At 60.8% G+C, this 13,310-nt stretch carries 16 protein-coding genes and 1 pseudogene; 8 read left to right on the forward strand and 9 right to left on the reverse strand.

What is annotated here, in order from left to right:
• Nucleotides 1-262: 262 nt before the first annotated feature.
• The 7 genes from MTX23_RS25010 to MTX23_RS25040 form a co-directional block, all read right to left on the reverse strand.
• Nucleotides 263-1,999, reverse strand: coding sequence for a proton-conducting transporter membrane subunit (locus MTX23_RS25010; protein WP_280972827.1), 1,737 nt, complete (start codon nt 1,997-1,999; stop codon nt 263-265).
• Nucleotides 2,000-2,084: 85 nt separating this feature from the next.
• Entirely contained in the window at nt 2,085-2,396 is a 312-nt protein-coding gene (locus MTX23_RS25015; protein ID WP_280972828.1) for an NADH-quinone oxidoreductase subunit K, read from the reverse strand.
• The gene (locus tag MTX23_RS25020) at nt 2,393-3,151 is read right to left on the reverse strand and encodes an MnhB domain-containing protein (protein WP_280972829.1); all 759 of its coding nucleotides are present in this window, start codon (nt 3,149-3,151) and stop codon (nt 2,393-2,395) included. The genes MTX23_RS25015 and MTX23_RS25020 overlap by 4 nt, the downstream gene beginning before the upstream one ends.
• Nucleotides 3,148-3,405 carry a DUF4040 domain-containing protein gene (locus tag MTX23_RS25025; protein WP_280972830.1) on the reverse strand — a complete coding sequence of 86 codons (258 nt, stop codon included), beginning with the start codon at nt 3,403-3,405 and terminating at the stop codon, nt 3,148-3,150. The genes MTX23_RS25020 and MTX23_RS25025 overlap by 4 nt, the downstream gene beginning before the upstream one ends.
• Complete coding sequence (locus MTX23_RS25030; RefSeq protein WP_280972832.1) at nt 3,402-3,686, reverse strand: monovalent cation/H(+) antiporter subunit G; 285 nt, start codon at nt 3,684-3,686, stop codon at nt 3,402-3,404. The genes MTX23_RS25025 and MTX23_RS25030 overlap by 4 nt, the downstream gene beginning before the upstream one ends.
• Complete coding sequence (locus MTX23_RS25035; protein ID WP_280972834.1) at nt 3,683-3,940, reverse strand: monovalent cation/H+ antiporter complex subunit F; 258 nt, start codon at nt 3,938-3,940, stop codon at nt 3,683-3,685. The genes MTX23_RS25030 and MTX23_RS25035 overlap by 4 nt, the downstream gene beginning before the upstream one ends.
• Nucleotides 3,937-4,401, reverse strand: coding sequence for a hypothetical protein (locus MTX23_RS25040; protein ID WP_280972836.1), 465 nt, complete (start codon nt 4,399-4,401; stop codon nt 3,937-3,939). Before MTX23_RS25040 ends, MTX23_RS25035 begins: the two co-directional genes overlap by 4 nt.
• 145 nt (nt 4,402-4,546) lie before the next feature.
• On the opposite strand from MTX23_RS25040, the gene MTX23_RS25045 reads away from it, so the two are divergent.
• The 6 genes and pseudogenes from MTX23_RS25045 (at nt 4,547) to MTX23_RS25070 (ending at nt 9,193) form a co-directional block, all read left to right on the forward strand.
• A complete protein-coding gene (locus tag MTX23_RS25045) occupies nt 4,547-5,785 on the forward strand; it encodes a cytochrome P450 (RefSeq protein ID WP_280972838.1) in 1,239 nt (412 codons plus the stop codon).
• Between the two features lie 212 nt (nt 5,786-5,997).
• Nucleotides 5,998-6,501: a DUF6496 domain-containing protein gene (locus tag MTX23_RS25050; RefSeq protein ID WP_280978179.1), complete on the forward strand. Its 504-nt coding sequence runs from the start codon at nt 5,998-6,000 to the stop codon at nt 6,499-6,501.
• 95 nt (nt 6,502-6,596) lie between these two features.
• Nucleotides 6,597-7,115 carry a sulfite exporter TauE/SafE family protein gene (locus MTX23_RS36420; protein ID WP_348637508.1) on the forward strand — a complete coding sequence of 173 codons (519 nt, stop codon included), beginning with the start codon at nt 6,597-6,599 and terminating at the stop codon, nt 7,113-7,115.
• Nucleotides 7,004-7,480 (forward strand): 3'-5' exonuclease, encoded by a 477-nt coding sequence (locus MTX23_RS25060; RefSeq protein WP_348637509.1) that lies wholly within the window; start codon nt 7,004-7,006, stop codon nt 7,478-7,480. Before MTX23_RS36420 ends, MTX23_RS25060 begins: the two co-directional genes overlap by 112 nt.
• Before the next feature lie 521 nt (nt 7,481-8,001).
• Nucleotides 8,002-8,173: pseudogene (locus tag MTX23_RS25065) on the forward strand (cytochrome c); the annotation flags it as partial.
• A gap of 582 nt (nt 8,174-8,755) precedes the next feature.
• Nucleotides 8,756-9,193 (forward strand): hypothetical protein, encoded by a 438-nt coding sequence (locus MTX23_RS25070; RefSeq protein WP_280972840.1) that lies wholly within the window; start codon nt 8,756-8,758, stop codon nt 9,191-9,193.
• Between the two features lie 509 nt (nt 9,194-9,702).
• On the opposite strand, the gene MTX23_RS25075 is transcribed toward MTX23_RS25070, so the two are convergent.
• The gene (locus tag MTX23_RS25075; protein WP_280972843.1) at nt 9,703-9,852 is read right to left on the reverse strand and encodes a hypothetical protein; all 150 of its coding nucleotides are present in this window, start codon (nt 9,850-9,852) and stop codon (nt 9,703-9,705) included.
• Between the two features lie 430 nt (nt 9,853-10,282).
• Between MTX23_RS25075 and MTX23_RS25080 the strand changes: the two genes are divergently transcribed.
• Nucleotides 10,283-11,128, forward strand: a complete 846-nt coding sequence (locus tag MTX23_RS25080) for a LysR family transcriptional regulator (protein ID WP_280972846.1) — start codon at nt 10,283-10,285, stop codon at nt 11,126-11,128.
• Between the two features lie 544 nt (nt 11,129-11,672).
• Here the strand turns inward: MTX23_RS25080 and MTX23_RS25085 are convergent.
• Nucleotides 11,673-12,281, reverse strand: a complete 609-nt coding sequence (locus tag MTX23_RS25085) for a hypothetical protein (RefSeq protein WP_280972848.1) — start codon at nt 12,279-12,281, stop codon at nt 11,673-11,675.
• A 293-nt stretch (nt 12,282-12,574) separates the two neighbouring features.
• On the opposite strand from MTX23_RS25085, the gene MTX23_RS25090 reads away from it, so the two are divergent.
• Nucleotides 12,575-13,069 (forward strand): universal stress protein, encoded by a 495-nt coding sequence (locus tag MTX23_RS25090; RefSeq protein WP_280972850.1) that lies wholly within the window; start codon nt 12,575-12,577, stop codon nt 13,067-13,069.
• Nucleotides 13,070-13,310: the final 241 nt, after the last annotated feature.

Consider the following 13,310-nt stretch of genomic DNA (forward strand, 5'->3'; position numbering starts at 1 on the left):
CTTAGGCCGAATGCATGCCTGGCACCGCCAGCGCCGTGCTGGTCTGCACGCTCACTGGCGTCAGCTGCGATAACCTCGGCGCTGAGTGGGCAATCGGAAACTCAGCGCCGAGTTCGCTCGCCCTGTTCAGGGGCACAGAGCGAGAGACTAAGAACCCGCCATGCGGCATACGAGTTCCAAAGCTGTTCCGAAGCCACGAGCGCCGACAAGGTAACCCTTATTGCAAGCGACCTCTAACGCCCACGCTTGAATATGGGTGAGCTCAACCGCCGACCACAGCAAAGGTCAGCGAGAATGCGGCAAGCCCGACCACGATCCATGCTACATAGTCGCCGACCACACCGTCATGCAGCCCATCAATCAGCGCGAGAAGCGGTCTCAGCGTCCGATCCGTCACTCTCAACCAGAGGCCGGGTAAGCGGTCACGCGCAAGATCGTGGCCTGCGATCACAAGGGCAAATCCCATGGAGAGCCATGGCAGTAGTGGGTGAGCCAGAGAATCCCCCGGCATCGGCGGAAGCGCCGGCACCGCGCCGAGGCTGGCCCGGCCGTCCCAGGCGATGAAACGGAGGGCGGCGCGGATCGCGTGACGACCGACCGATTCGCCCCCGCACACAAGCGCCAGAGCCAGAAGCAACAAAATCGGCAGCATCATGAGCCAGAGCGGCCGGTTGGCCTTCTCCCTCTCTTCTTCGCTTGGGCCGCGCTCCTCCTCGCCCGCCGCTTCGCCCCAACCAAGAAAGACTCGTCCGGTCGCGCGCAACACCGCCGCTCCGGTGCTGGCCGGTCCGATCAGGAGCGCGGACAGGACCCAGCCGTTTGCTCCGCTGGATGCCGCCTTGTCGAGAAGATGAGCACCCTCGGCCAACAGGCCGATCGGCGCGCCTGCCAGCAGCAGACCGGCAACGGCCATGGCAATTCCGACTGGCATCATTCGCCGGGTACGGCCGCGGCCGCGCAGCCCAAGCTCATCGATACCCCCGAGGCGCGCCAGCAGGACTCCGGCGATCATGAAGAGAGCGCCCTTCACCAGACCGTGCCCGATCAGATACGCGAGCATTCCTCCTAACCCTTCCGGCGTGAGAAGAGCGATGCCTCCGAGCAGCATTCCCGTGTGCGAAATGGTTGAAAACGCCAAGAGTCGCTTCATGTGCCGTTGCCTCAGGCAGCCCAGACCTCCCATGATGGCGCTCGCGGCACCCATTCCGAGCAGAAGCGTCTGCACCACATGGCTAATGGCTGGCGCCGGCGAGAAGATTTCCCAGTACAACTTCGCAATACCGAACACACCGAGCGGAACCATGGCCCCGGAGAAGAGGACGGAAACCGGGCTTGGCGCCACGGCGTGGGCATCGGCGAGCCAGAACTGGAAGGGGACCATCGCTCCCTTGATGAGGAGCGCTGTGGCTAGCAGGCAGAACGCCGCCAACGCTACCGGATCGTGCGGCGACGATGCGATGCTGCGGGATAGCGCGCCGAAATCGAGAGCACCGGCACGTAGGTAAAGCAAGCCTATGCCGCCGAGCATCAGAAAGCTGCCGAGCGTATTCGTGATCGTGAAGTTGAGCGCACCCTCCAAAGCTGACGACTCCAGCCTGTAGGCCGTCAACGCGAATGCGACCACGCTCATCACCTCGAACCAGACGAATAGATTGAACAGGTCGTGGGTGAGGCAAAATCCTTCCATAGCGCCAAGAAAGAGCAGCATGAGCACATGAAAGAATGCGCGAATATCCTCAAAATATCCCCACGCGAATACGAAACTGGCCGCGAACATCAGAGCAGTGAGAGCGGCTACTGCGGCGTCTGCCTGGCCGGCGACGAATCCAATTCCAACAACGATATCGCCGCGCGGGGACCAGTTACCGAACCAGTAGACGAATGGGGCACGCGCGGTGCCAATGGCGATGGCGACTGTAAGCCCGAACGTTGCAAGCGCCGTAACGGTGGCAATACCGTCCGGAAGCCGCCATGGAAGGAACCTGCCGACCAACAGCAAGATACTCGCCACCGCGAGGGGGACAGCCACAGGCAGCGGCAACAGTGATGGGGTCATTGTCGGAAGGGTCGGAGCACGTCGGGATTCACGGCGCCGCACGCTTGTGAAGTTGCAGCACAAGGGCGAGCAGCAGCGCCGTCACGGTCGCCCCGACGACGATGTCGGTCAGGACCAGCGCTTGCACGACTGGGTCGACGGCGGCTGTCCCCGGAGGATGATCAAAGAATATCGGTGCGCCGCCGCCCCAGCGATATCCGGCCGAGAGCAGCAGCACATAGGTGGAGGACTGTGCGACCGTGATGCAGCCGATGAGATGCACATAATGGCGGCTTGTGATGATGCCGTAGAGACCAACGGCGAACAGCCAAAAACTGACCACCCACGGCAGCAAGCTCATGAGTCCTCTCCCTGAGATACGCGCGTCTCTTCAAGAAATTCGACCAGGAGGAGGACAAAACCGGCGGTCACGGCAAGCGCAACGCCGAAATTCTCGATCAGGATCAACCCTCCGGACAGCAACGCGCGCGTTTGGCCCAGCGGCAAAATGTTCTCGAGGAAATGAGCTCCGACCACCATCGGACCGAATCCCGCCAGGATGAATATGAGCGCGCCGACTGCCTCGATCGGATCGAAGACGTGCGAGAGCATCACGCGTCCCCAGGTGGCATATCCCTCGCCGAGATAAAGCAGCGCCATTCCCGAGCCGATCATGGCGCCGCCCTGGAATCCACCTCCCGGAGTTAACTGCGCGTGCGCCGCCATATAGATACCGAACAGCAGCAGGATGGGCGCGAACAACCGGCAGATGAGAACCACTCCCTCGCTTGGCGACCGAATGGAGCGGCCTTGCACCGTGGCCGGGGCATCGGTCACGTTCTCGCCGCGGCGGCCGCGCAACAGCACGACTGTGCCCGTAACCGCAGCGAGCAGCATGTATTCCTCGCCGATCGTATCGAGGCCGCGATAATCGAAATTCACGGCTGTCACCATATTGGTGACATGCCGCTCCGCCGCTGCGGCATGATTGATCTCGTCACCGTAGGGTAGCGAATGGTCGCCAAAGCCAGGCATGTGCCAAAGAACCAGAACGATAGCTGGAAGCAGCACAAGAGCGGCCGCGGCAGCGATGATGAGGCGAATGGCGGGACTCATCTGTCGACCGGCCGGTTAGGCCGATCGGTCCTGAGACTGACCAGCACGGCAAGCAGCATCAGCGGCACCGCGGCAGCGCCGACCGCAACTTCCGAATAGGCGACGTCGGGGGCCTGCAGCGCCATGAAGAGCAGTGACAGCGCGATACCATTCACGGCAATTGCAAATACCTGCCGACGCGGGTTGCGCGTCAGCACGACCCCTGTCCCCGCCGCCGCGGTGAGCAGCAAAGTCAAGACCAGGAGAGCCGTCATCGCGACCTCTCCCGAAGCCTGAGCGCTCGACCAGCGCCAGGCGCAATGGCGGCGCCGGCCAGCAACGTGGTGAAAATCATGACGACAATCTTGAGCACCCGGTCAGAAGCGCCGTCAGCGAGAAAGCTCGCAACAAGAAGCGCTACTCCACCCGCAACGTTGATAAACGTGACGCAATGCAACCGGTCGAAGGGCGATTTAAGGCATGCGAACCCGACCACACCGACCCAAGATACGACCAGCGCCAACGCCAGGAACACGTCTCTCCACAGCACCATCATAGCCAACGCTCCAGGAATTGAGCGAAGATCAGCGTGCCCGGCAGAGAGAGTAGTGAAAGCATGAGCGGCAAATCCATGAATGAGGGCTGATCAAACGCAAAGCTCATCGCCACCAGAGCAAGCAGGGCGATTGACGTCGCCAGCAGGAGTGCAACGAGCCGATCGGCGCTGTCACTGTCACCTCTCAGAGCCAAGTAGAACGGTACCGGCAACGCCAGCAATAGCCCGATGACGGTCGCAAGCCACGCGCTCATCGCGTCCCCTCGTGCTCCGCGCTCGGAGAAACATCTGCCAGCCGGTGGAGCTCGAGCGTGTCCCGCTTGGCGTCGATCACGTAGCTGTTGGGCGCGATCGACGCTGCGATGATCGCAATCGCCCGGCCACCCGCAGCGGACGGTCCATCGTGAGACAAGGCTGCGGGTTCCCGGACGAAACGGCCATTCTGACCGCTGAACGGTGCGCGCGCGAGAACGGCTCCGACACGAAACACATCCACGACCAATGCCCGCGCCGCTTGAGCTACAACGGCGCGAGGAGGCGCCGGAATGCTGAAAGCGCGATCGGTCATGTGCCTCACCAGCATCACGTACGAGGTTGCAAGCAGGGCGGCCAGCAGGCCCGCCGTCACCTCGGCAACCGAGATCTGACCGCTGAACGCCAGATACAGGCCGGACAGCGCTGCCCACCGGAGAAAATGAAATGCTATGCGCCACATTGAATGACAAACATCGGCCGGGACTACTGGTTCCTTTTGAGATCCTGACGCTGCCAGACGACTCCGCATGGAATGGACGGGGGCGACGACGTCAGCTGAAGGCGAGTAGAAACCTGGGCGGGCCGACCGCGTTTGGCTGCTCACGATGCCGCAGATTCCGCAGGACGATGCACTGGACAGCTCGCTGGCTTTCAATAGTGAGGGCTATGAATTCTTTCGCCACCGACACCATCAGTTCCGCTCGGACATCTTCCGGGCACGGCTGCTCGGCAAGAATTATTACTGCGTCTTCGGCGCGGACGCCGCGCGCATGTTTTATGAGGCGGACCGCTTTACGCGGCAGGGAGGGCTTCCGACCTCGACCCTGAAACTTCTGCAGGACGAAAACAGCGTCGCTGTGCTGGACGGAAAGGCGCATGCCCGGCGCAAGGACATGTTCCTGTCCTTGATGGCGCCGTGCAACTTGGAGCTCATCGCGCGCCTTGCTGCCGAGATGCTGCTCAGTGCCGCCGCCGCGCAAAACGGTAAAGCCATCAAGCTTGACGAGGAGCTGCGGAGCGTGCTGTGCGGCGCGGCCTGCCGCTGGGCGGACTTGCGGCTCGAGCCTTCCGAGCTGCAAGCGCTAACTCACGAGCTCGGCGCAATGATCGACATCGCGGGCTCGATCGGACCGGCGAACTGGGCTGCTCAAGTGAGGCGCTGGCATTCGGAAAAATTGCTGCGGCAGGCGGTCGACGCGGTTCGAGCCGATTCACTCAGGTCGCGCGAAGGCAGTGCGCTTCAAGTGATCGCATCGCATCGCGATCTGGACGGCCAGCTCCTTGCGCCCGAAATCTGTGCGGTCGAGTTGCTCAATATCCTGCGGCCAATTGTCGCCATCTCGCGTTTCATGACATTTGCCGCGCTCGCCTTGCATCAACACCCAGCAGTCCACGAGCGACTGCGGTCCGACGATGCTTTCGTTGAGCCGTTCGTCCAGGAAGTGCGCCGGCTGGCTCCCTTCTTCCCCGTTGTCGCCGGTGTCGCTCGCAGGAATTTCGCCTGGCGTGACTACGAATTCCGCGATGGCGATCGCTTCATTCTGGACCTCTACGGCACCAACCGCGACCCCCGCACGTGGGAGGATTCCGAAGCGTTTCGGCCCGAGCGCTTCATCGGATGGAGCGGCAATCCATTCACCATGATCCCGCACGGCGGCGGCGATTTTGGCGGGCATCGCTGTGCCGGCGAATGGCTGACGATTGAAGTCATGAAATCGGTGACGCGCACGCTGGTTCGCAACATCGACTACGAGGTGCCGGAGCAGGATTTAACGGTCGACCTCTCGCTCGTGCCGACCTCGCCAAAGAGCGGCCTGGTAATTGATGTGAAGAGTCTGCATTAGGGCGGACTGTCCCGATTTGTTGCTGTTTGGCGCCGCTCGGCGTTTCCCAGACTTTCCCCTTTCAATTGGAATCCAACGGACCGTTATGCTCGGCGTTACTCTCGCGACGAGGAGTCCCTCTCGATTGGCACTGTCATGAATGGAACAAGAAAGTATCGTTTTGCCGGTTCGTGCGTTCCTTCGCAGAGGGTGACGCTTTCCGGAACAGCTCAATGCCGAAAAAACAGATCAGCAGGAAAGCCCGGCAGGACAAGCGAGCAGGCAAGTCGGCAAGCACACAGGCCGGCGAGTTCGTACGCGACCGAATCGAGAGGGTGCGCCGCGGCGAGCATGGTGCAAGATCGACGCGACAGGCCATCGCCATTGGCCTGTCAGAGGCGCGCCGCGCTGGGGTTGATCTTCCGCCGCCGCGGAAGGGCCGGGCCCAACAGCGTACCCGCCGAAGCGCCAAATATGCCTACCAGGCGGGTCAAGGCAAGCGCAAGCCGCGACGTCGGCCGCGCGTTTCGCGCGCAGTAAAGCAAGTGTTGAAGCGTGAGCCTCGGCGCACCGCTTCCCGACGCGCGCTCTCACAACAGGCCAAGGGCGCAGCAAGCCGTCGTAGCGCCGCGTCACGTTCGGCTGCGGGACGCAAAGCAGTGCGCACGAAAGGCGCCAAGGGCCGTTCCGCGGCCGCTAGGAAGGCGGCCCGGACGCGCGCCCGGCGAAAAGGCTGAGAAAGCGGCCTGCCGAGGATTGCGCGGATGCGGGCAGAGCAGGATTTCGCACCCGCGCCCGCCGCGCTGCGGCGCGCCAAAGCTGGAGCGCGGACATGATCTTCGGGCTTGCTGTCGCGCTTGTCGCCGTCCTCGGCGGGACCATGACCGCCATTGCCGGCGCCGGCACCGGTAGCACGCTGGTTCCGTTGTTTGCGCTTGAATTTGACTTCAAACTCGCGGTGGCGGCGGTTGCCTTACCGCATCTGTCCGCGACTGCGGTCCGAGCCTTGCAACTGCGCCAGGACATTGACTGGTCCCTGTTCCTGCGCTTTGGGTTGATCTGCGCGGCTGCGAGCCTGATCGGCGCTTTGATGCAATCATTCCTGTCTTCTCCGGTCGTCACCTACGCTTTCGCGATCCTGTTGGTCGTGGCCGGTCTTCTTGGATTGACCGGAATCTCGGCGCGATACCATGCTGGCAGAACCACATCGCCCACAATGCGGCCTTCGATCGCAAGTTCATGGAGCGCTACGCGCCGCTGTTCGCGCACAAGGCCTGGGCGTGTTCGGTCAGCGAGGTGGAATGGCGCCGCCACGGTTTTGAAGGATCGCGCCTGTCCTATCTCCTCATGAAGGCCGGCCTGTTTCACGAGGCGCACCGGGCGGTCGACGATTGCCTGGCCCTGCTCGAGATCCTGGCGCTTCGCCTGCCCAACCTCGATCGCACCATCCTCTCCATCCCGCTCGAGCGAGCCCGGCGCAAGACGATCAGGATCTGGGCTGAGCACTCGCCCTTTGAACTCAAGGACGAGCTCAAGCGGCGCGGCTATCGCTGGAGCGACGGCGCCGACGGTCGACCGCGATCCTGGTACATCGACGTTGAGGAAAGCGATCAGGCGGCGGAGATCGACTACCTGCAGCGAACAATCTATCAGCGCGAGCTCGAGGTGCGAATTCAGACCCTGACCGCGTTCGACCGCTTCTCGATCCGGGTCTAGGCGATTGATGGTGTGCAGCGGCCTTTGTGCGTCGCGAAGCGCCTCGCCCTGCGAGGGCCTAGCGACAGCCGATCTATCGTATCCGTGCATTTCGGCGTATCCCACGTCATCAACTCCTGCCGCCAAGCACTTTGGGCTTGGTCTTGGCAGCTTGGCCCTGAATTTGTCGCGCCCGCCGCAGAGACGGTCGAGCTTGCGCGCAAGCAACGCCGAGCGCAACGGTATACCAGCAGGTTCTAGCGAGTGCGCGATTTACGAGGTCGGGCCCACGCGGGAGATCTGCGTGCACACAGGAAAGCAACGATTCTCGTCAGGTCGAAGAGGACTAGAGTACTGTCTTGAGCATGAGCTTAGATGGCAAGGAGCGGAACGGCATCTATGTCGGCCGGCGCAAGGGCGGCTCGCCAAGCTGTCCAGCACGAGATGGCATGCCTCTGATCCTCGGTGTGCAGGCTGCTACACGCTGGTGTGTTCGGCACCCGAACACCTCCCGCCCTGGAGCGCGTTGTCGTCTGATAATAATCGCGCCGCCCTTCCGAACACTGCATGAGGGTCGAGATGCTGCAGGAGGTACTCGCAGAGGCATTCGTCACCGGCCATCCGAGCATGCCAGAGTTCAGCTTCGAGCCGGATCAGGTCAATGATTTCATCCTGTTCCTGAAGTCGCTGGAGGGCAGGAAGCCTGGCCGTTGAGTGAGATCAATGCGTCGCTCGGACGGTGGCGGAGGGATAGGCCTTGCGACAATGCCATAATCATCCGCAAGCTCGAATTAGCTCACCCCGGGGCGGAGCGGGGCATGGCAGCCCTATCGCGCGGTCTCTATCGGCACGCCGGGCGCCCGATCAAGCGGCGGGTGTGGCTTCGCAAGCCCGGTCGTACCTGGCGGCGTGTCATTGCTGGCCACGCGCGTCTTGACGTTCTCCAGCGTGGTAACTGTTGCTGCTATAAGTGCGAGCGCGAGAGCGAATGCGAAAAGGATCAGTGCCGTTCGATGACTGTTCATCACACTCACCTCCAGCGGAAACTGGAATAACGCACTGCAGCGATTTTGGGTTCCGCGCCAACCTACCGAAGGGCCCTCATGCTTTACGAAACGAGAGGCTCAGACCGGCACACCGCTAAATTGCGAGCATCCCCAAAATGGGAAAACTCGGATCTCCAGGGGACTTACGGCGATGTGGCCAAAGTAGTGCGGCTGCACGACGAGCGCGCTACTGGGAACGAACCCCACGATGGTTCGTTGGCCGGACCGCACCACGATCGGGGAAACCGTCATGACCGACCCTTTAACGCCCGCCGACACACGGCAGCGATCATCAGCACTGTGGCTGGTGGCTGCACTACTTGTCATCATCGCGGCTGGCAGCTTCCTTTGGGTGCACTACAGTACCGGCAGCAAGTCGGTTGCCCCGCAACAAAAGGCCGAGGTGGCGTCTCCCCCAGACCCGGCGGTTGAGCAGATCAGGCAGACTTTGTCGTCGCTCCAACAGGCGGTGCAAGGGATTCAGTCTGATCAACAGAAGCTGGCTGCTCAGGTCAACGAAATTCAACAGAAGGCATCAGTACAACAGGGCGAGCAAAAGCTATTGTCTGATCAGCTTGGTTCGCTGACTTCGCGACTTGACTCACTGGCATCGGCGAACGCTGAGAACCCCGCTGCAACACAGCAGACCGCTCCAGCCCCGCAAAGAGCCAAGCGTAGCAAGCGATAGCGGTCACGATTCTGCCGCGAATCTTGGGCGAACTCAGACGGCGCTGCCTCACGTGGCTGTCGCAAAGCGGCCTCAGTCCAACCCCAGCCACTACCCCGGACCGAGGCCGCTCTTTTTCCGCGGTCTAGTCGAGTGCTAGGCGCGTACCCCAGCACATTTTGCGCCGAAGCATCTCACGACATTTGCGAATCTGCATCCGGGGTCATCAACCCTACCACAGGCGCGCCAAAGCGCATCTTGAAGCGGCCGTCCTTGGAATTCGTCAGGGGTGCTCCCTTCCGTCATGCGGCTGTCGGCCCCGGATCGTCATCCGATGTCACTGCCTTTGCGAATGTTGGAGCGCGGAACACCGGCACGACATTCGAGCGCGATCGTTCCACGTTCTCGATCCTGACGACGTTCAGGCAACCGGCGACGAAGTAAGGCATCCGATCGCCGCTCCACAGGCCAATCAACGTGGCCCCCAATGCCGACAAAAGGAGATGCGATCACGATCGAAAGACTGGTCTTCAGGCCAGACCAGTTGAACCGTCTTTCGCGGAACGCCCCAGTTCGCCCGGTAGGTCACCCATGATCCTATCCTCAAGCGAGTCGGCATCTTCCACGTCGGACACGATCTCCGCCCGATTGATCTCACCCATCAGGAGAAGTGCGTCCATATCCCCTCGATTCCAGGCTGCGCGCGAGCCGCGGATAGTCTGATGCCGTCAACGCAATCTTCGGAAAAGGCAACAAGAGCGACCTCGTTCTTCGCAAGATGAAGGGGCTTCGAAGATGAAGCCACTCTCTCAGGTTTTAAGGAGGTGAAGGACCCGGACGGCGCGAGCAGCCGATTCGGAAAAAAGGGGACCGCAAATGCGCGACCTGCATGCGGACGATGGCGCGCGACACCTGAATCGATTTCGACGACTTAAGTCATGGATTTTCGCCAACATAGTCTGTTACCTGGAGGTCGGCATTGCGACGAAAGCGCACACGTCGATTCAAGCGACGATCACTTCACCTTGCGTCCGCATTACGCCAAACGAGGTACAGTCAAGGCAAGCGAATTGAATTGACATTTTTCTGCAAAGATCCTGCTATCAACGCATGGATATCGAACTCGCCAGAACATTTGTCGAGATCGTCTCAACCGGCAGCTTCATCAAGGCTGCCGAACGCCTGAATGTCGCACAGACGACGGTCAGCGCACGCATACGCCTCCTTGAGCAGCAACTCGGGCGGCCTCTGTTCGTTCGAAACAAGGCTGGCGCGAATCTCACTCCCGCCGGTCAGCAGTTCTTGCGCTTTGCCCCAAATTTCGTGCAGTTGTGGCAGCGTGCAAAGCAGCAGGTGGCGGTGCCCGAAGGCCACAGCGCCGTGTTGACGATCGGAAGCGAAGTCAGCTTATGGCAGCCGCTTCTGGTCGATTGGGTCAGGATGATGCGACGCTCCCATCCCGACATCGCACTTCGTGTTCATGTCGACGTTCCCCAGGATTTGACTTCGCACGTTGCGGCGGGACTCGTGGATATTGCCATCATGTATGCTCCGCACCATCGGCCGGGAATAGGGGTCGATTTGTTGATGGAGGAAGAGCTCGTACTCGTGACCACCGATCTTGCGAAACATCGCAAAAGCGATCCTCGGCATGTCCATGTCGAATGGGGCTCGGAGTTCTCCCTTCATCACGCAATGAGTTTTCCGGATACGGTCCCGAGCCTGCTGACCAATCTCGGTCCGTTTGCCCTGACCTACACTCTTTTGGAAGGAGGCTCCGGATACTTTCGAATGCACGCGATTCAGCCCTATCTATTGACCGGAGACCTCCATCTGGTGCCGGGCGCGCCGCGGTTCTCTTTCCCAGTCTACGCAACGTACTCCACGAATGTTGATGCCGCCGCGCTGGACGTGGCGCTTGCCGCACTGCGCGCCGCTACAGTCGTGAAGAAGTAGGAGACGCCTTCGTGAAGAGATCGACCGCGCCGATATTGTTCCGGATGGCGTCGTGCTGAATTCGGTCGTCAGACTCGGATCCAAGGTAAAATTCGTCGAGCACGCAAATACACTTGCTCGACCTGCCCGTCTTGTCGTTCCGGAGCAGGCCGGAGGTCGCCAGTGCATATCGGTCCTGACTTCGGTCGGAAGTGCTCTAATCGGCCTCGGGCCCGGACAGTCGTTCCGTTGGACGGAGCATGGCTGGGAACGAAGCCTCACGGTCCTGGACGTAGGAGCAAGCCGGGGATCAGCTCAACCCCCATCCAATCTGACACGCCCATTGCGCCGACGTTGACGGGGCGAACAATCACCCGCGTTTCTGACGGCGCCGTTTTCCGCCGCGTTGCACATTGGATGCCCGCTCGGCCTCCCTAAGAAACCACACGAAGGCGGCACCAAGTCCGACAGCAACGGCCACAAGAACGAATGTCAAGGCCGGCGCGGCAAGCATTCAGCTACCGTTCTTTGAGACCTTGCCGTCGGGAGCTCGCGTCACGATCTATCACCGCTCGGACAGAGATCGGGACTTTCCGCTCGCGGCACCGGCATGAACCGTATCGAGTAGCTCGACCTGCTTGCGATGCAGCAGCAGCAAATACATCAGCTTCGCATTCAGTCTTGAATCGAAGATGTTCAAGACGGCATCCTCGATCATATCCGCCAACCGGGCCTGATGCGAGCGGGCGAATGCGATGGCACTCCGAATGCCGCCTGCCGGATTGGACGGAGCGGCCTCCCTTCTCCGGCCCACCATGTGTGCGCCGCCTTTCCTGATCATTTCCTTTTTAAGCAGAACGCAAATCGCTCCCTGCGCCAGTTCGGACTCGAAGATGAGGTCTGCGAGATGCTGTTCGATAGAGCGGCCGATCGCTGCGAACGCTCCGATGCCTGCTCGCTCGCCTTCGAGGAGGCTATCAAGAAAGATCAACACTTCTCCCCTGGACCAATAACCGATGTACGCGGGGTCGCTCTCGCTCATTCCACATGGAGATGATGCGAGTTTACGGCCGCTATCGTCTACGCCTGTAACGAGGCTTTGTGCATGATGTCGTTCCTCAAACGAGGAGAATTGGCCGTCAAGACCGCTCACTTGATGATGCGTCTCGGCCATTTTGACTTGTCGTTCTTTGCACGACATTTGCAAACGAGAAGATTTGCCGATTTTCAGCAAGGACGTTGATGGGTCCGAGATGCCGGAGAGCCTCGAACATTCAGCACACTCGCGTCGTGCGCCCCACCGCGCCTCATGTCCAAGCAATCAATAATGTTGCCGTCAAATGACGGGACTTTTCATTTGCCGCGATTGATCGGGGGAATATGTTGACGCCAGGCCCCTAGCTCTGCCCGAACGTCATCATAAGCGGCGTGTTCGCCAGAGACCAATCGCAAAGAGGGAGATCGCATGTGTACCAAAGAATTCTCTTGGCCTTCGACGGCTCGGCAGACGGCCGCGAAGCGCTCGCTCAAACCCAAGGCTTGGCATTGTCGTGCGGTGCAACCGTTCATCTCGTCGCGATCATCGACGGGACCGAAAGCATGCCAGTCGTCGAGGCGACGTCGTTTGTCGTTTCCGACGCGCAACGATTTGCAGTACAGGCGGCGATTGACGAAGGCGTGAGACGCTTGCATGACGCCGGCTGCTCAACAATGGGAGCCCTGAGGTACGGCAAGCCATCCGAACAAATCGTTCGTGCCGCCAAGGAGATGAGCGCCGATTTGATCGTGGTCGGTCATCGAGATCAAGGAACGCTCGCGCGTTGGTTGAATGGCTCCGTGGGAGAAACCATCTTGAACAAGCCGCCATGCAGCGTGCTCGTCGCCGTAAAGTCCGAGACCCGTGCGGACAATGTCAGGCCGCTTGAGAAGCCAAAGACGAGAGGGAAGCAGCACACTCCGTGATCAATTCGTTCTGACCTGCCACATGGTTTTGGCGGGACGTAGAGGTGGCCCCCTCGCCCCGCTGCGCTGGGCTCTATTCCCCCACAGGCGACATCCAGCGTCGCCCCCTACTCGCAACGAAGAACCCGTTTTGCTGCTGCGGTCTCCGCTGGCCGTGCACCAATCAATCGAAGCGCCCTCGGACAACCCAATCAAGGCGGCTCCCAGGAGCGTCAACACCGAAAGGGCATTTGGTCCGGCG

The organism is Bradyrhizobium sp. ISRA436, from assembly GCF_029910015.1.
GTDB lineage: Bacteria > Pseudomonadota > Alphaproteobacteria > Rhizobiales > Xanthobacteraceae > Bradyrhizobium.